Annotated in this window: 16 protein-coding genes and 1 tRNA gene; 11 read left to right on the top strand and 6 right to left on the bottom strand. The window is 62.8% G+C overall.

Annotation, left to right across the window (positions count from 1 at the left end):
- The first annotated feature begins 3 nt into the window (after window positions 1–3).
- Genes R0V12_RS07295 through R0V12_RS07255 form a run of 9 tightly spaced genes read left to right on the top strand, consistent with a single transcriptional unit; the run spans window position 4 to window position 7,222 of the window.
- Complete coding sequence (locus R0V12_RS07295) at window positions 4–1,185, top strand: hypothetical protein (protein WP_320072398.1); 1,182 nt, start codon at window positions 4–6, stop codon at window positions 1,183–1,185.
- A gap of 6 nt (window positions 1,186–1,191) precedes the next feature.
- Complete coding sequence (rfbB, locus tag R0V12_RS07290; protein WP_320072397.1) at window positions 1,192–2,178, top strand: dTDP-glucose 4,6-dehydratase; 987 nt, start codon at window positions 1,192–1,194, stop codon at window positions 2,176–2,178.
- Window positions 2,178–3,470 (top strand): dTDP-4-dehydrorhamnose reductase, encoded by a 1,293-nt coding sequence (rfbD, locus tag R0V12_RS07285; protein WP_320072396.1) that lies wholly within the window; start codon window positions 2,178–2,180, stop codon window positions 3,468–3,470. The genes rfbB and rfbD overlap by 1 nt, the downstream gene beginning before the upstream one ends.
- Before the next feature lie 10 nt (window positions 3,471–3,480).
- Complete coding sequence (locus R0V12_RS07280) at window positions 3,481–3,807, top strand: hypothetical protein (RefSeq protein WP_320072395.1); 327 nt, start codon at window positions 3,481–3,483, stop codon at window positions 3,805–3,807.
- 4 nt (window positions 3,808–3,811) lie between these two features.
- Complete coding sequence (rfbA, locus tag R0V12_RS07275; RefSeq protein ID WP_070975181.1) at window positions 3,812–4,660, top strand: glucose-1-phosphate thymidylyltransferase RfbA; 849 nt, start codon at window positions 3,812–3,814, stop codon at window positions 4,658–4,660.
- Between the two features lie 11 nt (window positions 4,661–4,671).
- Window positions 4,672–5,463: a glycosyltransferase gene (locus tag R0V12_RS07270; RefSeq protein WP_320072394.1), complete on the top strand. Its 792-nt coding sequence runs from the start codon at window positions 4,672–4,674 to the stop codon at window positions 5,461–5,463.
- A gap of 13 nt (window positions 5,464–5,476) precedes the next feature.
- A complete protein-coding gene (locus R0V12_RS07265) occupies window positions 5,477–6,160 on the top strand; it encodes a glycosyltransferase family 2 protein (RefSeq protein WP_256042433.1) in 684 nt (227 codons plus the stop codon).
- Window positions 6,157–6,498: a DUF2304 domain-containing protein gene (locus tag R0V12_RS07260; protein ID WP_070477332.1), complete on the top strand. Its 342-nt coding sequence runs from the start codon at window positions 6,157–6,159 to the stop codon at window positions 6,496–6,498. The genes R0V12_RS07265 and R0V12_RS07260 overlap by 4 nt, the downstream gene beginning before the upstream one ends.
- Window positions 6,491–7,222 (top strand): DsbA family protein, encoded by a 732-nt coding sequence (locus R0V12_RS07255; RefSeq protein WP_246814886.1) that lies wholly within the window; start codon window positions 6,491–6,493, stop codon window positions 7,220–7,222. Before R0V12_RS07260 ends, R0V12_RS07255 begins: the two co-directional genes overlap by 8 nt.
- Window positions 7,223–7,229: 7 nt before the next feature.
- Here R0V12_RS07255 and R0V12_RS07250 read toward each other — a convergent pair whose 3' ends face one another.
- Window positions 7,230–8,042 (bottom strand): GDSL-type esterase/lipase family protein, encoded by an 813-nt coding sequence (locus tag R0V12_RS07250; RefSeq protein WP_070363231.1) that lies wholly within the window; start codon window positions 8,040–8,042, stop codon window positions 7,230–7,232.
- Between the two features lie 67 nt (window positions 8,043–8,109).
- Between R0V12_RS07250 and R0V12_RS07245 the strand changes: the two genes are divergently transcribed.
- Both R0V12_RS07245 and R0V12_RS07240 read left to right on the top strand, forming a co-directional pair.
- Entirely contained in the window at window positions 8,110–9,657 is a 1,548-nt protein-coding gene (locus R0V12_RS07245) for an AMP-binding protein (protein ID WP_320072393.1), read from the top strand.
- Between the two features lie 297 nt (window positions 9,658–9,954).
- A complete protein-coding gene (locus R0V12_RS07240; RefSeq protein ID WP_070477328.1) occupies window positions 9,955–10,614 on the top strand; it encodes a hypothetical protein in 660 nt (219 codons plus the stop codon).
- Between the two features lie 14 nt (window positions 10,615–10,628).
- Here R0V12_RS07240 and R0V12_RS07235 read toward each other — a convergent pair whose 3' ends face one another.
- From R0V12_RS07235 to R0V12_RS07215, 5 genes are all read right to left on the bottom strand, one after another.
- Window positions 10,629–12,191, bottom strand: a complete 1,563-nt coding sequence (locus R0V12_RS07235; protein ID WP_320072392.1) for an alkaline phosphatase — start codon at window positions 12,189–12,191, stop codon at window positions 10,629–10,631.
- 204 nt (window positions 12,192–12,395) lie between these two features.
- Window positions 12,396–17,921: a G5 domain-containing protein gene (locus tag R0V12_RS07230; protein ID WP_320072391.1), complete on the bottom strand. Its 5,526-nt coding sequence runs from the start codon at window positions 17,919–17,921 to the stop codon at window positions 12,396–12,398.
- Window positions 17,918–18,589, bottom strand: a complete 672-nt coding sequence (locus R0V12_RS07225; protein ID WP_320072390.1) for an adhesin domain containing protein — start codon at window positions 18,587–18,589, stop codon at window positions 17,918–17,920. The genes R0V12_RS07230 and R0V12_RS07225 overlap by 4 nt, the downstream gene beginning before the upstream one ends.
- 608 nt (window positions 18,590–19,197) lie before the next feature.
- Window positions 19,198–19,270, bottom strand: a tRNA-Thr gene (locus R0V12_RS07220).
- A gap of 49 nt (window positions 19,271–19,319) precedes the next feature.
- Window positions 19,320–20,459 (bottom strand): DNA polymerase III subunit delta', encoded by a 1,140-nt coding sequence (locus tag R0V12_RS07215; RefSeq protein ID WP_413774874.1) that lies wholly within the window; start codon window positions 20,457–20,459, stop codon window positions 19,320–19,322.
- Window positions 20,460–20,510: the final 51 nt, after the last annotated feature.

Below are 20,510 nucleotides of genomic sequence, written 5' to 3'. Positions count from 1 at the left end.
CAGGTGAAGCACCTTTCTTTTGCCACGCTGTTCGCGGCGGTCAGCGGCTTTGTGGTGTTGTGGGTGGCGTCGAAGGCACTCGACGCCGACTCGGCCTACCGCTACTTCGCTGCGTACTGGGGGTTGTTTTTCGCGTCCACCGGGCTTATCGACGGCCTCACCCACGAGACCACGCGTGCCGTCGCGGCGGCGCGCGAGGACGGTCGGCGGGGTTCGGCGAATCCGTGGCGGTTGGGGGCGTGGACGGCGCTGGTGGTGGTCGTTGTGGCGGCGGTGGCGGGCGCGCTGTTTCTTGGCACCGTTGTCCCCGGGAGCACGCTGACGGCCACTGCCCTGCTGCAGGTTGGCCTGGTGATGTACGTGTTCCAGGCGGTGCTGGGCGGGGTGTTGTCGGGGGCGCAGTTGTGGGAGCGCTACGCGGCGTTGGTGGCACTGGATTCGGGTGTGCGGCTGGTGTTGGCGCTTCTGGCGTGGGCGCTGGGGTGGGGCCTGCCTGCGTTTTTGGTGATTACGGTGGTCGGCGCGTTGAGCTGGCTGGTGGTGTTGCGTCGGGAGCATTTGCGGGTACCGCTGGATGTGCATCGTGGGGTGTTCGTGCGCCGGGTGTTGACGGCGATGGTGGCGTCGGGGGCGTCGGCGGCGCTGATCACGGGCTTCCCGACGGCGGTGAACGCGGCGTTCCCGCAGGCGTCGGTGGCGGCGATTATGAACGCAGTGATTTTGACGCGGGCGCCGGTGTTGGTGCCGTTGCAGCGGTTCCAGTCGGCGTTGGTGGTGAGGTTTGTGGAGCGTCGAGAAGCGTTGTTTGCGGCGTTGGTGCAGCCGGTCGCTGCCGTGCTCGGCTTGGGCGTGGTGGGCTTCGCCGCGGCGTGGGCGGTGGGCCCCTGGATTCTAAAACTGGCGTTTGACCCGGAGTTTTACGTCGATGGGTTGACGCTTGGGGTGCTCACGTTCGCGTCGGCGTTTATGGGCGCGCTGATTATTACGGGGGTGGCGGTGCTGTCGCTGGAGCGGCACGGCTGGTACGTCGCGGGGTGGTTGACGGCGACGGCGGTGGCGTTCGCGGTGCTGGGGGTGATGCCGCGGCTCGTGGGTGTCGACGTCCACTCCGTCGTGGTCACGGCCTTGTTCGCGGGCCCGCTGGCGGGGGCGGCGGTACATTTGGTGGCGCTCCGGCTAAGGTAGAAGCCCATGGGAACAATGCTGGTCACTGGTGGTGCGGGCTTCATCGGCGCGAATTTCGTGCGGATGGTTACCGAGCGCACTGACTACAAGGTCACGGTCTTGGACAAGCTGACGTACGCGGGCAACCCGGCGAATCTGCGGGGGCTGGACGTGGAGTTGGTGGAGGGGGACGTCGCTAATGAGGCGCTGGTGGGTGACTTGGTGGGGGCGTCGGATGTGGTGGTGCATTTCGCGGCGGAGTCGCATAACGATAATTCGTTGGAGGACCCGTCGCCGTTTATTCACTCGAATCTGATCGGCACGTATGTGTTGCTGGAGGCGGTGCGGGAGCACGGGGCGCGGCTGCACCACATTTCCACGGACGAGGTGTTTGGGGACTTGCCGTTGACGGGCAATGAGAAGTTCACGGAGGCGACGCCGTATAAGCCATCGAGTCCGTATTCGGCGACGAAGGCCGGCTCGGACCATTTGGTGCGGGCCTGGATCCGCAGCTTCGGTATCAAGGCGACGATTTCGAACTGCTCCAACAACTATGGGCCGTACCAGCACGTGGAGAAGTTCATCCCGCGCCAGATCACGAACATCCTGTGCGGGCAGCCCGCGAAGCTGTATGGCACGGGCGCGCAGGTGCGCGACTGGATCCACGTCGACGACCACAACGATGCTGTGCTAACCATCCTGGAACGCGGCACGTTGGGCGAGACGTACAACATCGGCGCGGACAACGACCACACCACGAACAAACAGGTCATCGAGATGATCTGCGAGCTGATGGGTGGCGAGTACGAGCACGTCAACGACCGTCCCGGCCACGACCAGCGCTACGCGATGGACTCCACGAAACTCACCACCGAGCTTGGGTGGCGGCCGCGCTACACGAAAGATCTGCGCGATGGGCTGCAGCAAACCATCCAGTGGTATCGCGAGAACCGCTGGTGGTGGGAAGGGACGAAGGGGGACGTCGAGAAGCGTTATGAGGCGAGAGGACAGTAATGATTGCTGGGTTGGAAGTCCACGAGCTTGCGGTGCACCGCGATAACCGCGGCTGGTTCAAGGAAAACTGGGCTGGACAGAAGCTGGTGCCGGTGCAACAGAATGTGAGCTTCAACGCGCGGCGCGGGGCGACTCGCGGCATGCACGCGGAGCCGTGGGATAAGTGGGTGTCGGTGGCGTCGGGCCGCGTGTTTGGGGCGTGGGTGGACATGCGCGAGGGCTCAGCGACGTTCGGGGAGACGTTCAGCTGCGAGATTGGCCCGGAGACGGCGGTGTTCGTGCCGCGCGGGGTGGCCAACGGCTTTCAGGCGCTCGAGGACGGCACGACGTACATTTACCTGGTCAACGAGCGTTACCAGCCCGGCGCGCGCTACGCCTACTGCTCCTACAGGGAGGTCGAGTGGCCGCTGGAGCCCACGGAGCTTTCGCAGGCTGACCTCACCCACCCCATGCTTGTCGACGCCCCCCCAGTCCCCCAGCGCAGAATCCTCGTGACGGGCGCGAACGGCCAGCTGGGCCGGGCACTGCAGGAGCTCTACGGGCCGGATGAGGCGGAGTTCTGTACGCGGGAGCAGTTGGACATCACGAAGCTGGAGGGGGTGGACTGGTCGAAGTACTGGGCGGTGATCAACTGCGCGGCGTACAACGACGTCAACGGTGCGGAGGACGACCCGGCGGGCGCGTGGCGCGTGAACGCGGAGGCCCCGGCACGGCTGGCGCGGGTAGCCAATGAGCACGACTTGGTGTTGGTGCACGTGTCCAGCGACTACATCTTCGACGGCACGCAGGAGGTACACACGGAAGAGGAGCTGCCGAGCCCGTTGAGCCGGTATGGGGCGTCGAAGGCTGCCGGGGAGACGGCGGCGCAGGTGGCGCGCAAGCACTACGTGGTGCGCACGTCGTGGGTGTTCGGGGACGGGGCGAACTTTATGGCGACGATGCGCTCCCTCGCGGAGGCCGGCGCAAAGCCGCGGGTGGTGAAGGATCAGCGCGGGCGGCCGACGTCGGCGGAGGACCTGGCGAAGGGCATCCGCCACCTGCTCGCGAACGAGGCTGAGTACGGGGTGTACAACATCACCTCGGATGGGGATTCGGTGGGCCGCGACGAGATCGCGATGGCGGTATTCATCGGGATGGGCAAGGACCCCGCGCAGGTACACCCGGTGACTTCGGAGGAGTACGGGGACAAGGCGCCGCGGCCTGCGGAATCGACGCTAGCGCTGGACAAGATCAAGGCGACGGGCTTTGCCCCCATGAACTGGAGAGCTGCGTTGGCGCTCTATCTTGGGTAGGTTGTACTGCATGAATCGCACTTCTCTTACAGCTCTCGCGGTGGCGGGGGCACTGGTGGTGGCAACCCCGGCGTTCGCTTCCACCCAAACTTCTACCCCTTCGGCCCCGGCAACCACCACGGTCACCGTCACCCCGACGGTGACGGCGACGGTCACCCCGACGGTTGCACCAACGACGACGAACACCGCCCCGACGGACCCTGCGATGGCGCTGTCCGCGGGCGACACGTCGAACGTGTCCACCCCGGCGCTCGTCCTGTTCATCATGGGCATTCTGACCACGGTGCTGACCGTGATTGAGAAGCTGCCGCTGGACCAGATCCTGCCGAAGCGCTAAGTCGATGAAGGGCATCATTCTGGCCGGCGGGTCCGGCACCCGGCTCTACCCGATTACGAAGGGTATTTCGAAGCAGTTGATGCCGATTTATGACAAGCCCATGATCTATTACCCGCTGACCACGCTGATCAGCGCTGGTATCCGGGAGATCATGGTGATCACCACGCCGGAGGACGCGCCCGCGTTCCGGCGTCTCCTCGGTGATGGTTCCGACTGGGGCATCATGCTCCACTACGGCATCCAACCCTCCCCCGATGGGCTTGCCCAGGCGTTCCTGATCGCCGAGGACTTCATCGGGGATGACTCGGTGGCGCTCGTGCTGGGTGACAACATTTTCGACGGCGCCCTGGACTTAAGCCACGACGGCACCGGCGGTACCATCTTCGCCTACGAGGTCTCCGACCCGCACCGCTACGGCGTGGTGGACTTCGACGCGAACGGCGTGGCCACCTCGATTGAGGAGAAACCGGAGCACCCGAAGTCCAACTTCGCCGTCGTCGGCCTGTACTTTTACGACAACCAGGTCGTGGACATCGCGAAGACGATCACCCCGAGCGCCCGCGGCGAGCTGGAGATCACCAGCGTGAACGAGGCGTACCTGAAGGCGAACCAGCTGCGGGTACACCGCCTGAACAGGGGTGACGTGTGGCTGGACACCGGCACGATCGACTCGATGGCGGAGGCCTCCGCCTACGTGGAGGTGCTGCAGAAGCGCACCGGCCTGGTGATTGGCTCGCCGGAGGTCGCCGCCTACGAGCAGGGGTTCATCTCTGTGGACAGGCTGGTCAGCCTGGGTGAGTCCATGGTGAAGTCGGGCTACGGCACATTTCTTCTCGACGCCGCACGCAACTAGTATCGGTATCCATGTCCACCGTTACTGCGCTCCTTTCTGCCTACCACGGCACCGTTCCTGACCAGCTCGCTGAGGCGCTCCAGTCCCTCGACGAGCAGACCCGCCCCGCGGACGAGGTCGTGGTCGTCTTTGATGGGCCGGTGGCGGATGGGGTCGAGGGGGTCGTCGAGAAGTATGGGGCGCGCGTGGTGCGCTGTGCCGAAAACCGCGGTGCTGGCCCCGCGCTGCAGGCGGCCCTAGAGACGATCGACAGCGAGTTCGTGGCCCAGCTCGACTCCGACGACAAGGCGTTCCCCCAGCGCATCGAGCGACAACTCGAATTCCTGCAGCAGCACCCCGAGGTGTCCGTGGTGGGAACTGCGGTGCAGGAGTTCGACGGCGAGCGCACCGGCGGCATCCGACGCCTGCCCGAGCACCCCGCACACTACGCCAAGATGAACTCGCCAATGAACCACCCTTCCGTGATGTACCGCACGGCGGACGTCAAGGCGGTGGGCGGGTACCAGGACGTGCACCTCATGGAGGACTACGACCTCTTCGCGCGCCTCATCGCCGAGGGCTACACGCTCTACAACATGCAGGAGCCACTCACCTACTTCCGCGTCACCGACGAGCAGTTCGACCGCCGCACCGGCAGCGACATGTTCACCTCCGAGGTAGACATGCAGATCCGCCTGGTGCGCTACGGGCTGATCGGCCGCACCCGCGCGATGGTGAACGTCGCGGTGCGCACCCTCTACCGCCTGCTGCCGAAGCCTCTGCTGAAGCGCGTTTATGCGCGGCTTTTCCACCGCGCCGGGTAACATCTGCGTCAACATGAACGACGACACTTGGCTCATCATCCCCTGCTATAACGAGGGCCCCGTTATCCAGCAGGTCATTGAGCATGCGCGGGAAACGTTCCCGAACATCGTGGCCGTCAACGACGGCTCCCGCGACAACTCCGCCGACGCCATCCGCGCCGCCGGGGCCCACTTGGTCAACCACCCGGTGAACCTGGGGCAGGGCGCCGCGATCCAGACCGGGGTGGAGTACGCGCGGGCTCAGCCGGGGGCGAAGTACTTTGTCACCTTCGACGCCGATGGCCAGCACCAGGTCAAGGACGTGCAGCGCATGGTGCAGCGCCTGCGCACGGAGCCGCTCGACATCGTGGTGGGCACCCGCTTCGCCGGCCAAGATAGCTCGCAGGTCCCGTGGATCAAACGCGTGGTGCTGCGCACGGTGGTGATGCTCTCGCCGCGCACTCGTCGCCTCGGGCTGAGCGACGCCCACAACGGCCTACGCGCCTTCAACCTCAAAGTGGCCAACGAGATGAACCTGCGGATGAACGGGATGTCGCACGCATCCGAGATCGTCGCCCTGATCGACCAGCGCAAGTGGCGCGTCGCCGAGGAACCAGTGGAGATCCTGTACACCGAGTACTCGATGAGCAAGGGCCAGTCGCTGATCAACGGGGTCAACATCCTGGCCGACAACATCGTGGCAGGGAGGCTCCCATGATCCAATTCGCGCTGATCTGCGCCACCGTCCTGTTAGCGCTCTACTTTTTTGCTAACCGCCGAAAGGCGAACGCGAAAGCGTGGGTGAAGATCGGCTTCGGCGCGATGTTCATCGCCGCCATCTGGGCGATCCTGCGCCCCGACGACGTCACCATCCTTGCCAACTGGTTGGGTGTTGCCCGCGGCACGGACCTGATGCTGTACGTGCTGATCATCGCGTTCTTCTTCACCACCATCTCGACCTGGACCCGGTTCCGTGAGCAGGAGCTGCGCTACGCTCGTTTGGCGCGGGCGGTAGCATTACAAAACGCAGAACAACCAAAGGAGCACCATGAGTGATACCAAGATCCCACCACTGATGTGGGCATTTACGGCAGTATTGGCGGTCGGCACCGGGGTGGGTGGCTACGTCATCGGCGCAAACTCCGCGACACCCGCCACGGAGACCGCCCAGACTGCACCGTCTCAGGCCGCCGAAGAGCCTGCCGCCGAACCGACTATGAACGAGGCCGCCGCCGAGATCGAGCGCCGCGACGCCAACGACCCAATGGCCCTCGGCGATGTCGACGCCCCCGTCGTCCTCTCCGAGTTCTCCGACTGGGACTGCCCATTCTGCATCAAGGCCAACGTTGAGATCATGCCGCAGATCATCAAGAACTACGTCGATGAGGGCAAGGTGCGCATCGAGTTCAACGACTTCGTAGTTAACGGCCAGGCCGCCGTCGAAGCAGCCCGCGCCGGCCGCGCTGCCGCCGACCAAGGCAAATTCTTCGAGTACCAGGACGCCTACATGGCAGAGGCCATCAAGGCCAAAGGCCACCCCGACTTCGACATGGAGGACTTCGTCCGCTTCGCTGAAGCCGCAGGCATGCCGGACATGGAGAAGTTCAAGGCCGACGCCGCCAGCGACAAGTACGACGCCGCCCTGCAGGACGCCAACAACCTAGCGCAGCGTGCAGGCTTTAACTCCACCCCGTCCTTCCTGGTCAATGGCCAGGAAATCATCGGCGCGCAGCCTTACGAGGCCTTCGAGCAGGCCATCGAGGACGCGCTGGCCAAGTAGCTAGTTTCTAGGAATGCGCGATGACGTCCGCGACGTGGGCGTGGCCGCGCTGGTTCACGTGCAGCGGCATGTTGCGTGGCGAAGGGCCGAAATCGACCAGCCCGGCCCACATCCGGATGTGGTCCGGGGCACACATGTTGTTGTTCCACGTGGACGGCTTCAGGTCCAAAAATTCGACACCCGCTGCGCGCGCCAGGTCCACCTGCATCCACTGCGCGGTGTCCTCCCACGCTTGCACGAAGGGCATCGGGGTGGCGTCGTGCATGTTGTTGCCCAGCTGAAACAGGCACACGCGGTCGCCCTGCGTGATCTTCGGGTAGCCGACAATCTGGATGCGCGCGTTCGGCGCCGCCGCCCGGATACGGTTCACCTGCGGCACCATCGCGTCGACGAAGGCGCGACGCACCTGCTCCGGGGACCGGCCGCCGGTCGAATAGGTGTCATTGAAGCCGGTCGAGATGATGACGCGGGCCGTTGCCGGGTTCAGGGCGCGGTCGCGCAACGCGCGGTCAACCTGCAGGGAGAAATAGGGGCCAACGCGAGTTGAAACGGTGCCGGCACAGGAGTAGTCCATTGCCCGCAACCCGAGGCGCGCAGCCGCCTGCTTGCCCCAATTCCTCGCACCGGTTGGGCACCAGACCTTCGCATCCGAGGAGCCTTGTGGCGTGGCGCCGATTTTTCCTGCCGCCCAGTCGTGGACTGTTGGGTCGGCAATGACTGAATCGCCGAAAACCACCATGTTACGCGGCTGCGCGGTGGCCTGCGCTGGCACAATGGCCAGCGCGGTCGCGACGATCGCCGCCGTCAACTTACGAAACACAAGTGCACTTCTTTCACATCTACAACAAGAACTACGCCTACTTTGCCAGATGTCATAGAATAGAGCAATGTTTCTCCGCTTTCTCAGGGCCACCCACCGCGCCGGAATGATCAGCCTCGGCAACAGCCCGAAAGCAGCGCTAGGGGTTATACCAAATCTGCTCCGCTTCCGTTTCACCACCGCCCGCGCCATCGAACAGGGCTACCTCGCCGCCCCCGAGCGCACCGCCCTTATCGACGACGCCGGCCTCCTCACCTACCGCGACCTCCGCACCCAAGCGCGCAACGTCGCCAGCTGGGTCCTCAGCGTCACCGATCAGCCGCGCATCGGCGTCATCGCCCGCAACGGACGCGGCATCATCCTGCCGCTGGGCGCCAAAGGCTACACCGGCGGCTCCATCTTCCTCCTCAACGTCGGCTCCTCCACCGAACAGCTCCGCGGGTGTATCGAGGAAAACGACATCAACGTCCTCTTCACCGACGACGAGTTCCTGCCCCGCATCCCAGACATGGGCACCGCCATGGTGGTAGTTGACGAGGCGAAGTTGGCGTCGATAAGTATGGGTGGCGGCGACGCCGCGCTGCCGCTGTTTCCGAAACATGGCGACATCGTGCTCATGAGCTCAGGCACCTCCGGCATCCCCAAGGGCATCCTGCGCGCCGAGCCCGCCCTCCCCTTCGTGGTCACCGGCTACCTCGAGGCGATCCCCTTCCGCGCCGGCGACACCGTCCAGATGACCGCCTCCATGTTCCATACCTGGGGCTGGTCCGCGCTCAACATCACGCTTGGGGTCGGCGGTACCATCGTTACGCAGCGTGTCTTCGACCCCGACAAGGTTTTTCGGCAGCTCGAACACTTCCGTTGCGACGGCCTCATCTCCTCCCCCATCTTGCTCAAACACATGCTTGACCTGGATGAACACTACGACACCTCGCGCCTGCGCTTCATAGGCACGGCCGGCAACGCCCTGACCCCACTCCTCGCCGAGCGCCTCATCTCCCGCTTCGGGACCATCGTCGCCAACATTTACGGCTCCACCGAACTCGCTCTCGCCGCAGCCGCCGACGCCATCACCGTCGCCAACGACCCGACCTGCGTCGGCCGCGTCCCACCCGGCACCACCCTGCGCATCTACGACGACGCAGGCCGCGAAGTCCCCACCTGCACCGTCGGGCGCATCTTCCTCAACAACGAAACCGCCCTGCGCGGCTACACCAACCCCGACACGCCCATGGTCACTATCGACGGCCTCATCGAAATGGGCGACCTCGGGTACTTCGACAACCAGGGCCTCCTGCACGTCGTGTCCCGCAGCGACGACATGATCATCGTCGGCGGCGAAAACGTGCACCCCCAATCCGTCCAGGCGGTCCTCGAACGCATGCCAGGTATCGACGACCTCTACGTCGGCAGCGTCGACGACCCCGACACGTTCAAACGCGTCGCCGTCTGGATCGTCCGCACTGACGATCCCGCCGGCCAGGCGTTGACGGCTGCCAGCGTCCAGGCTTGGGTCCGCGACCACCTCGCCGACCACTCCATCCCCCGCGACGTCCACTTCGTCGACGCGCTGCCGCGCAACGCCACCGGAAAAGTGGTGCCGCGGGAGCTGTAGCGGGCATTCGGCGCGCGGGTTGGTACGTAGCAGCCTCACATGAGACGCTCCGAATCGTTCCGGTCGAGGTCTTAGAAGCGTGCGATGCTGGTCGCCGAAAATCAGACGGGCTTGGAGAAAATGGGCGACCTGCATCGCACTCCTTGAACACCTCGACCGGAGCGAGAACCGCCCAGAGACCAGCCGCAAACCACCCCCACCTACCCCCGAATTCCCACGTTAACGCTGTCGCAACATGCGGTGTCGGAAACTAATCGCGTACACCTGGTACACCCACTCGACCTCAAGGAGGACACCATGAAACGTATCGTTACCTGCGCTGCTGCCACTGCGATCGCGCTCGGCACCATTGCCGCACCCGCCCACGCCGCGACGGTGAACGTGAAGGACAAGGACGGCATGTGCACGGTGCAACTCTCGGCCGACGAGCAGCGCTTCGTTGTCTCCTGGTTCGAAGCGTCGAAGGCGATTGGGCTGCATGAGCAGGCACGCGACTTCGTGGCCGCCGTGGATACTGCTTACCCGGACGCCACGAAGCGCCCAACCAAGCTCGCCGAGAAGTACGCCGAGGCACAGAAGACGGTGAAGGAGACGAAGCCGACGAAGGAACGCACGCTCGAGGGCATCGACCCGGCCAAGCGCCAGGTCGGTCCGGAGATGAAGCGCGCTGAGGTGCCGTTTGGCGTCGAGAAGAGTGATGAGGCGCTGTATAAGGCGTGGGCCGCCACGCCAGCTGGGAAGGTCGCCGAGAAGCAGGCAATGCTTGACGACGCCGACTCCGCCGCGGCCGCTGCCTGCGCGAAAGGCGCTCAGGCGGATGTTGCGTACCCGACGGCGGAGCCAGAGCTGAACGTGGCGGCGATTGTTGGTGGCGTGATCGCGGCGGTGCTCGCGATCATTGGCCTGATTGCCGCGTTGCCGAAGCTCGGCGTGAAGTTGCCGATGCTTCCTATGTAGACAGGTAGTAGCTGCTAGAACTTAGGCAGCTGCGTGCGCAGGTTGTCCACCAGGGATGGTGCTGCCTGTGCGATCACAGCCAGCAGACCGGCGACTCCGAGGATGGACAGGATGGCGATGAGCCACGGGGAGTCGGCGGAGGAGCCGTCGGCAGGCTTCTTGTTGTCTGCTGGCTTTTCGCCGTTCCACCACTTGTCCAGGGTGAGGCGGGCGACGGTGGTGTTGTCGATGTAGGAGCCGCGGATCTTGTCGGTGTGCTTGGTGGCCTCTTCGTAGATGTCGTCGGAGCCTGCGCCCTTGTACCAGAAGCCGACGAGCTGGTTGGTGTGGTTGTCGGAGTTGTAGGTGTGCTCCGGCTTGGCACCCTTTTCGCCGCTGAGCTCGCTGTACTTGTCGGTATCCTGCGGGCCTGCGAGGTAGCCGGTTTCGTGGTCGGCGGTGACGATGAGCAGGGTGTCTTCCCAGGAGGAGTTCGCCTCGACCCACTTTTCGACGGCCTCTACCGCGTCAAAGAAGTCGATGGTCTCTTCGATGGAGCGGCCGATGGTGTTGGCGTGGCCGGTCCAGTCGATGGCGCCGCCTTCGATCATGAGGTGGAAGCCGTCTTTGTCCTGGTTGAGGGTGTTCAGAGCGCCGAGCGACATGGTGGCCAGGGTTGGCACGCCCTTGTTGAACTCGGTCAGGTACGGGCCGACATTTGCCTTGTCTTCGCCGTCGGAGCCGTCGCGGCCCTGCTGCAGCGTGTTCGCCACAGGTGCGAGGCCGAAGACCTTCTTGGCGTCCTTGTTGGCTGCCTTGGCGAGGGACTCGAAGTCCGCCTGGTCGGTGACGAGGCTCCAGTCGGTTTCGCCGTTGGCGACCTTGTTGTAGGTCTCCTCGGTGATGTACTTCGGGTTGAACTTGTCGGTCTTTTGGGCGTTGTCGTCGTAGAGTGGGTGGCCAGCACCCATGATCACGGACAGCGGGCTGTCGGGGCCGAGCATTTCGTCGGCGAGCTGGGTGTAGTTGCTGCGGTTCTCGTTGTGTCCACCCCAACCGGCCGGGGTGGCGTGGTTGAACGGCACGGAGGAAACCACGCCGGCGGCCTTGCCCTGCGCCACGGCTCGCTGGGAGGTGTTCTCGAGCTTCTCTCCCTTGTGGTCAACGCCGATCTTGCCGTTGTCCGTCTTGACGCCGGTGCCCATCGCGGTGGCTGCTGCCGCGGAGTCGGTGTAATCCTTGTTGATCCAGTCGCGGTCGCTCCACGCCTTGATTTCGTCGTACTCGTTGCCGTACTGGAAGGTGGTCATGGAGGTGTGCTTCCAGCCCTTGTCCTCCTGCTCGAAGGCCTGGACTGGTTTGCCGTCAACGTTGGAGATGCTGTTGATGCTGTTTTCGCCGTTGAGCATCCACTTTGACTGGCCGGTCTGCCAGAGGTTGACTGCGGCGACGTGGTTGTAGCCCATGCCGTCGCCGATCATGTAGATGATGTTCTTTGGCGCCTTCGGTTCAGCGGCCTGCGCCGGCGTTGCGACGACAGCGAGCGCCACCACAGCGGACGTTGCTGCAGCGGCGACACGTGGGTTGGTAAAAGCCATGAGTATCCTTCACAGAATCAGTACTTGGTTCGAGCCGCCGGGTTGGCGACGTATCGATTCTGCGAAAGCAATGTGAGTTTCCGGAGACATTCCGGTTATGTTTGGCGCAATTTTGGGTGAACGCTGAGCAAACCCTCAACTGCGGCGGAACGCCAAAAGGCGCCACCCGGTGTGGGTGGCGCCTTTCATTCGGCTCTGCGCGGTTTACTTCTGTTCAGAAGAACCGGCCTTGGCGTTGTCGGCAGGCGTGTCGCCCTTCGACGAACCGAGGATGGTCAGGCCGTTATTGAACCCGTCCTCCTCACACGCCTGGGCAATCAGGACACCCAGCATGCTGACCGCGGCGATCGCGCCAAGCGCGATACCCAGTGGGCGCAACTGCTCGCCGTAGCCAGCGAACTGACGGTTCACTGCGTCAGCCTTCGCACGCAGCTCACGGACCCATTCTGGGTCTTCGTGACGGCGACCCTGCTGACCGTGGCCCCAATCACGCTTCGGCATCGACTCCTGGAAGCGGGCGTTCAGCTCAGCACCAGCCTGCTGCAGCTGCGGACCGAACGCTTCGTTCACGCCGTATCCGATACCGGCAAGGAGGCCGATTGGCAGCAGCCACAGCAGCGGGCTGTTGACCGCGAACGCGTTCGCCGCACAGCGCTTCGCCTTCTCCGAGGAACCGTTGGCACCTGGCTCAGCAGGCGTCGAAGGCTCGGTTGGCTTCGACGGATTGGTCGGGTCGGTTGGGCTCTTCTTCGTGCCGACCTTGATGATCAGCTTCTGCGGAGCAACCTCGACGACACTGCCGTCTTCCTTATGGATGCGCTGACCAGGCTTACCCGGCTGCACAACCTCGTGCTTGCCCGATTCGAGCTCGGAGTCCTCAACGACCTCGTAGTCGTAGGAGACCTCCTCAGTCCAGCTGGTGCCCGCCGGTGGTTTGGTGCCAACGCGAACAACGCGCTCAACTGGCTTCTCCACCATTTCGGCGACGGGGCTGCCGTCGACAACCTTGATGGTGTAGCGGCCGTCCTTACCCGCAACATCCTCGACTTCCTCGCCTGGCTTCAGGCTCGGGTCGTAGACAATCCGGGTGGTGTAGCGGACCTTGATCTCCAGGTCGCCACCAGGCGTCGGCTGCTCAGGCTGGTCTGGATTCTCTGGGTCTTCGCTCGGCTTCTTGGTGCCGATGAGGATGACGTGATCCTGCTTCTCTACGAGCGTCTCTTCGGTGCCGTCAGACTTGTGGTGGACCAGGCCTGGCTTGCCTTCCTGCTCGACCTTGTGCTTGCCAGCCTCGATGGTTGGGTCAAGTTTGACTTTCACCTCGAACGGGATTCGCTCGTTCCACTCGATATCCGCAGGTGGCTTGGTGCCAACACGGATGATCTTCTCGACTGGCTCCTTCACGACCTTCACCGAAGGCTGACCCTTTTCGACGGTCACCTCAACCTTGCCGTTTGCGCCTTCCTGGTCCACGATTTCCTGACCAGGCTCGAGCGTCTCGTCGTAGATGATCTTCGTGGTGTACGGAAGCTCGACTTCCTTCGGATCGATCGACGGCCCTGGCTCATCGGTCGGCGGCGTCGGCTGCTCCGGTTCATCGGTCGGTGGTGTTGGGTTCGCAGGCTTCTTGGTGCCGACGCGGATGATCGCCTTCTTCGGCTCCTTCGTACGCTCGGTCTTCACCACAGGCTCGCCGGATGGTTTGCCGTCGACAAGCTTCTGCGTGGAGGTGACGACCTCCTCGCCGAACTCGCCCTGCTCGATGACCTGCTTGCCTTCTTCAAGGTTCGGGTCTTCGACGATCTCGGTTTCGAACTCGACCAGGCGGGTGGTCTTGGAGACGACGCTGTCGTCCTCAAGGCCTGGGCCGAACTCGACGATCCGCGGAGTCGGCTCGGTGCGAGCTGTCTCCTCCGTCTTGGCGGCCTCACCGTTGGTGCCGGTGAATGTCGCGGTAAAGGTTGCCTCGCCGTCCTTACCTTGCTGGACGACTCGCACCTCACCCGGGGCAAGGTTCAAGTTCGGGCGCAGCTCCGTCGGGTACGGAATTGGCTCCTTCCACTCCACCTTGTCGGATGCAGTTGCCTGCTTGGTACCGACCTTGATGACCTCGGTGACCGGCTCAGAGTTGGTCGTCTCGCCGCGCTTGGCATCAACAACCTTGCTGTTCTCGATCGTCTGGGTGATCTTGGTGGTCTTCTCACCAGGCTGGCCCTTGGTGACGATCTTGTACTCGCCAGCCGGAATCTCTGGGTCGTACTCAACGACGGTGTCGAACGGGATCGGCAGCTTCTCTTCCAGCTCGTACGTGCCATTGGTCATGGAACCGACACGGACGATCTTCTTCTTCGGTGCCTTGGTCTGCTCGACGGTGATGTTCGGCTCGCCGTCTGGCTTGCCATCCTTGATCTTCTGGGTCGAGGTGATCAGCTCCTCGCCCTTCTCGCCTTCCTGCTCGACCTTGGTCTGGCCGACCGGCACCGTGTTGTCCACGATGAACTCGGTCTCGTAGTTGACCTCGCGTGTCTTTGTCGACGTCAGCGTCTGGTCAGGAGTGGTCGGACCGTACTCGATGATCTCCTTGACCGGGTCCTTGGTCTGCTTCTCCTCAGGCTTCACGGAAGAATCGTCGCCCTTGGAGGTGAAGTTGGCCGTGTAGGTCTTCTCACCCGGCTCGCCCTTCTGGACGACCTTGATCTCACCCGGCTTCAGATCCTTGTTCGGACGCGTCTCAACCTCGAACGGAACTGGCGCCTTCCACTCGACCTTCTCAGAGGTCTCGGACGGCTTGGTGCCGACCTTGATCACCTGATCGACAGGCTGCTCGGTGACCTTCTCCTCTACGGTGGCCTCGCCATCCGGCTGGGAGTTGGTGACCTTCTGGGTGACCGTGGTGGTCTTCTTACCCGGCTTGCCCTCAGTAACTACCTCGGACGTGCCAGCAGGCATGTTCGGGTCGTACTCGATCTTCACGCCGAACGGAACCTCAGACTCAACGGTCTTCTTGGTTTCACCGGCGGTCTTGGTACCGATGCGGATCTTGGCCTTCTTCGGGGCCTTGGTCTGCTCGATGTTGATGCTCGGCTCGCCGTCCGGCTTCCCATCCTTGATCTTCTGGGTGGAGGTAATCGTCTGCTCACCCGGGACGCCCTCTTCGTCGACAACTTGCTTGCCGGACTCGAGGGTGTCGTCGTAGACGTACTCGATCTCGAACGGGACCTCTTGGGTCTTCTTGCTCGTCAGTTCCTGATCAGGGATGCCCGGGCCGACCTCGATGATGCGCGGCTTGGCTTCCTTGGTGGTCTCTTCCTCAGCAACCTGTGCTTCAGAGCCCTTGGACGTGAACTTAGCGGTGTAGGTCTTCTCGCCGTTCTCGCCTTCCTGGACGGTCTTCATCTCGCCAGGCTTGAGCTCCGGGTTCTCGCGAACCTCGGTCGGGTACGGGATCGGGAACTTCCACTCGATGTCCTTGGCGCTCTCGGCAGGCTTGGTGCCGATAACGACGACCTCGTTCTTCGGTGCCTTGGTACGCTCCCAGGTACCGTCCTTGTGCATCTTGGCTGCACCCGGCTCACCCTTGGTTTCGACCTTGTACTCACCAGCAGGGAGGGACTCGTCGAACTTGTACTCGACCTCGAACGGTTCCTCACGCTCCGGAAGTCCGAGGACATTGACGACAGCGTATGCAATATCCGTAGAACCGTCTTCGTAAGTCACGGTGACCGGAATCTTGACTTGCGTGCCCGGCTTTGCATCCGCAGGTGCGGTTGCAGTGATCCGGCCATTGTCGTCAATGCTGACATTCCAACCAGCCGGAACATCGCCCAGCTTGTAGGGGTTTTCCTTCGCGACGTTGACGTCCTCCGGCTTTTGAAGATCAACTGGCAACGTTGCAGCTTCACCCGGGTAGACAGTTTCCACCGGGTATACCGGCTCAGCTTCCCAGCTGTTGGTGTGCTTCACCACAGTGGTGACGGGGACCTCTGGGCGGGAACCGTCCGGAGTCTGGACCGTCACCGTGATGGTCTTCTTGTCACCCGGCTTAGCGGTTGCCGGCGGGGTGGAAGACACAACACCGGTCTTCGGGTCAATCTTGTATTTCCAGCCGTCGACTTCCTGCTCCGTGACCGGATTGCCGTCCTCGTCGTTACCGAAGGAGTAGGTCGAGTCTTGCGGCGCACCCGTCACCTGGTGGTCAACAGCCTGGTTCGGGCCGGTGACCTGCACGTTGTACTGCGGGGCGACGTCGCCCTTGATCACAACGACGGTGCCCTTGACCTTCTGCGGCTTGTCCGCATTGTCGTAGTGCGCGAGAACCGGCACGTCGAGGATGTCACCTTCCGGCGCATCCTTCGGGATGGTCGTGGTGATCTTACCGGTCTTTTCGTCGATCTTTACGGTCCACGTCTTGCCCTCTTTACTCGTGAGGGTATTCGTGGTTTGACCGTTCTCGAAGGTGTAGCGCTTCGGAGCCTCGTCAGAGGTGTTACCGCTGAGGCCACGCTCAGGAACGTTCGGGATCAGGCTGACCTTGGCGTTCGGCTTGTTGGTCACCGTGTCGTACTCAGGGATCTTGATGTCCACGATCGCCTGGAACTGGGTCTCGATTTCATCCGTGGTTTGGTCAGGGTAGGTTGCCTTCACCTTCGGGGTGATGACGGTGCCCGGCGCAACAGAATCGTCTGCCTTCGCGGTGACCTTGCCGGTCGCATCGACCGTGACGGTCCAGCCGGACGGTACGGTGTCCGGATCAACCTCAAACTTTGCTGGGTGGACTGGCTTGTGGCCCTTCATGATGGACTTGGTGCCCACCTGCGCGGTGAGGTCCTCACCGATTTTGCCCTTGGTCAGCCCCGGGCGTACCAGGTCGGTGACCTGGGTGTTGTTCGGGTCAACGACCACCAAGAGCTGGAGAACATCGGTGGAGCCATTGGAGTACTCCAGCGTGATCTTGGGCTGCGCGAAGGTGCCCGGCTTCGGGTTTTCCGGTGCGGTGACGGTGACGTTGTAGTTCTCGTCCATCTCGACGGTCCAGCCGTCGTAAACGTACGTTTTATCCAGGGCGACCTTCGCCTCGAAGCCACCGTCGCCCTTTTTCTTCGCCAGCTCCTTGATCAGGTCAGGGGTCTGGGTGAAGGTGACCCTCTGCGGCTCGGTAGCCAGCGGTCCGGTAGCGCTATCGACGCCGGAAATGATCGTGGCGTCAACCTTGTCATACCGAGGGTTATGTTCATCCGTGTTATCCAGGGAAAACGCCTGGGAGCCGATGACGTTCGCCTTATTGTAGCGTGTCAGCGAGTTGGAGCTGTCGAAGACTTGAGTGGTGCCAAACTCATTGTTGTTCTCACCAGCGGCCTGGAGCTGGTCCACGTTACGCGGCTTCGCCAGAACGGAGAAGTTCACGTTCTTGTCAGTTGCCAGGTCGGTACCGCGGTACTCGGGCCAGGTGAAGTAGATATCGCCGGTCTTGCTGTCGATACGCAGGAGCTGCTCGCCGCCGGATGCTGCCGGGTCCGTGGTGCCGATGAACTTGCCGTTGCCGTCGTAGGCTTCCACGACCATGCGGGACATGGAGTCATCCGTGCCACCGCTGGTCACAGCAGGAACGTTGATCTTACCGACCTTGGATACTTCTCCAGGGACAATCACGTGGTTCTCGGATACATCGGGAGTATCCCACGACACCGTGATCGGGTTACATTCGATGTTCTCGCTCGGCCACGGGTTCACAACGGCAGTGAAGGATACACTGTCTCCCCCCGGGTGGCCCTTGGCCCACCCGGATTTTCCTTCGTATAGTTTCCCTGCCAAGCATAACGTACCGGGTTCGCGGCAGTGGCCTCAGCGAACTGCTTGACTTCCGCATTGGTCAGTTCTGCGAAAAGGTTCAGGTTTCGCTGTTGCCTAGTGCCATTAATGATGAGGGCTTCATCGGCCTTGTGTGTGACATTGTTGCCAAGAAAGGTCTGGCCGACATTCATCGACTGGACTTGACCTGTGTCGAGATACGCACCCATAAGACCTGAATTGGTGAAGCCCCAATCGGCGAACGTGCGGTCCTTCGAATTATCAAAGGAGACGCTCAAGCCCCAGGCTTTCTTGTCGGGGCTGGTCGCAGACGGCTCCAGGGTGTTCCAGCTGAAACCAGCCTGGCTGCCATCCGGAGTGGTGTCCGAGACAACACACGAGCCGGCCTGCAGGTCAGAGGCCTTTTGGGCGTCCTTCTCCACCGCGCCGGACTTCTCGCGGATGCCGCCGGAGAGTGTGGCGGCTGCAGCCTCCGGTGCAAGTGGGCCAGGTGCGACGACGCTCAGGCCGCCAAGCGCGAGCGCGATCGCGGATGTTGCCGCGATGCCAGTAGACGTTGACTTACGTAAACGCCGAGATGATTCGGCCATTAATTTACTCCTCATAATTGCTTCAGAAAATACTGATAAAAACAACCAGCTTCCTGAATCTGGTATAAAAGTGCCACTGACATGGTATTTCCAGCAGTAGATAGCCATCTATTCTAGTGAATAGGTATAACGAATGTCGATATATGTTTCACAGCACCCCCACCGCGACGGTCCATGGAACCAGAAAAACACCCCGCGTATTCGCATTTTCCGTACGGGCGGGGGCGAGTTTAATTTTCTTGCCAGACTGACCTCTGCAGTGGTGGAAACAGGGAGTGGGGCAAAGAGGGCGTCGATACATTGGCGAGACCTGCCACACAGCGTAAAGCGCGCTGTGTGTGCCCTATGCCCATGAATATAAGTCACGCTAAGTTTTCGCAGAGAGCGTGCTACCGCTGACCGGTTCGGCTACGAAATGGTTCCCGGTTCCGCGAACTATTTTGGTCCCGGCCCAGACTGTCTGCGTTTTCTCGTAACGTTTTACCAAGTCGTCGAAGTGGTCATCTGAAATAATTCCAACGAACGCGCTGGTACGGGGACGATGGACTTTGACACCCACGCATAACAAAACCCCAGCTAAAACCGTGTTCTAGCTGGGGTTTTCATTGAGCCACCTGCGAGAATCGAACTCGCGACCTTCTCATTACGAGTGAGACGCTCTGCCGACTGAGCTAAGGTGGCAACGCTGCACAATATTACAGCACCGCCAAGAATCTACGAAACTGCCAGGTCAGCGGGCGTCGCAGGCGAGGCGGATGTGGCCGAGCATCCCGTTGAACGCCACGACGGGGCTCACCTGTTGCTGGAGGCGCAGTCGACACTGGGCGATGGCGTCGAGGCAGGCCACGAGTCCTTCGGGGCGGACCTTCTCGGCGAGTTCGGCGGCCAGCGGCTGGAAGTCGGGGTGGGTCAGCGAGACCTGCGCGTCGGACTGGACGGCGAGGGCGTCGCGGTAGATACCGGCGAGGTCCACAAGGATGAGGTCGAAGACGTCGCGCTTGCGGCGGGTGCCGCGCGCTTTCTGGCTCGCCTCGAGCGCTTTGACGGAGGCGGACGCCCCGCGCAGCGCCTTCGCCGCTCCCCTGCCCTTCGCGCCGACGCCGAGGGCCTGCTCGAGTTTGGCGCGCTCCTCGGCATCCTCCTCTGCATAGTCCTCGACGGCGGTCTTCTCCGTGGCCTTCACCAGAGAGGCAACGGCCTGGAAGGCCTGCGCGCCGTGGAAGATCAGCTCGGCAAGGTTGATGGCTTGGGCGCGGCGGATCTGTACGGATTTGTCGTTGACCATCCTGCGGGCACGGCCCACGTGGCGCAGGGTGGTGGCGGCGGCAAGCCGAGCGTCGGACTCTGTGGCGCCTTCCTCTTGCATGAGGATGCGCACCACCTCGTCCTCGGAGGGCGCGGGGATATAGAGGTGCCGGCAGCGGGAGCGCAGCGTCTGGGAGAAGTCCTCCGGGTCCGTCGACGGCGCGCACAGGATAATGACGGTGTGGGCTGGGGGCTCCTCCACCGTTTTCAGCAGCGCGTCGGAGGCGTCCTGGCCGAGGCGGTCGGCGTTCTCGATGATGAGGACGCGCCAGGGGGCGACCGTCGGCATGCGGGCGGCCTGCGCGATGTACTCGCGGGTCTCCTTCACCTTGATCGTGAGTTCCTTGGGCACCACATGCATGACGTCGGTGTGTTGGGAGGACAGCGCGTCGCGGCAGCCTTTGCAACGCCCGCAGCCGATCTCGTCGGGGTCCGTGCACACCAGCGCGGCCGCGAACGCGAGCGCCGCGTTGGAGCGCCCCGAACCGGGAGGCCCCGTGAACAGCCAGGAGTGCGTCATCGCGCGCGCGTCGCCGATTCCCCGGGCGGCCGCGGCAGCGTTCATGATGACCTGCTGGACGGAGGGGGCGTCGGCAAGTAATTGACTCACGGTAGG

It is taken from the genome of Corynebacterium sp. UMB2355A, assembly GCF_033877495.1.
Taxonomy (GTDB): Bacteria; Actinomycetota; Actinomycetes; order Mycobacteriales; family Mycobacteriaceae; genus Corynebacterium; species Corynebacterium pseudogenitalium.
Note: the sequence above shows the minus strand (reverse complement) of the source record. Positions and strands in the feature narration are given on the sequence as shown.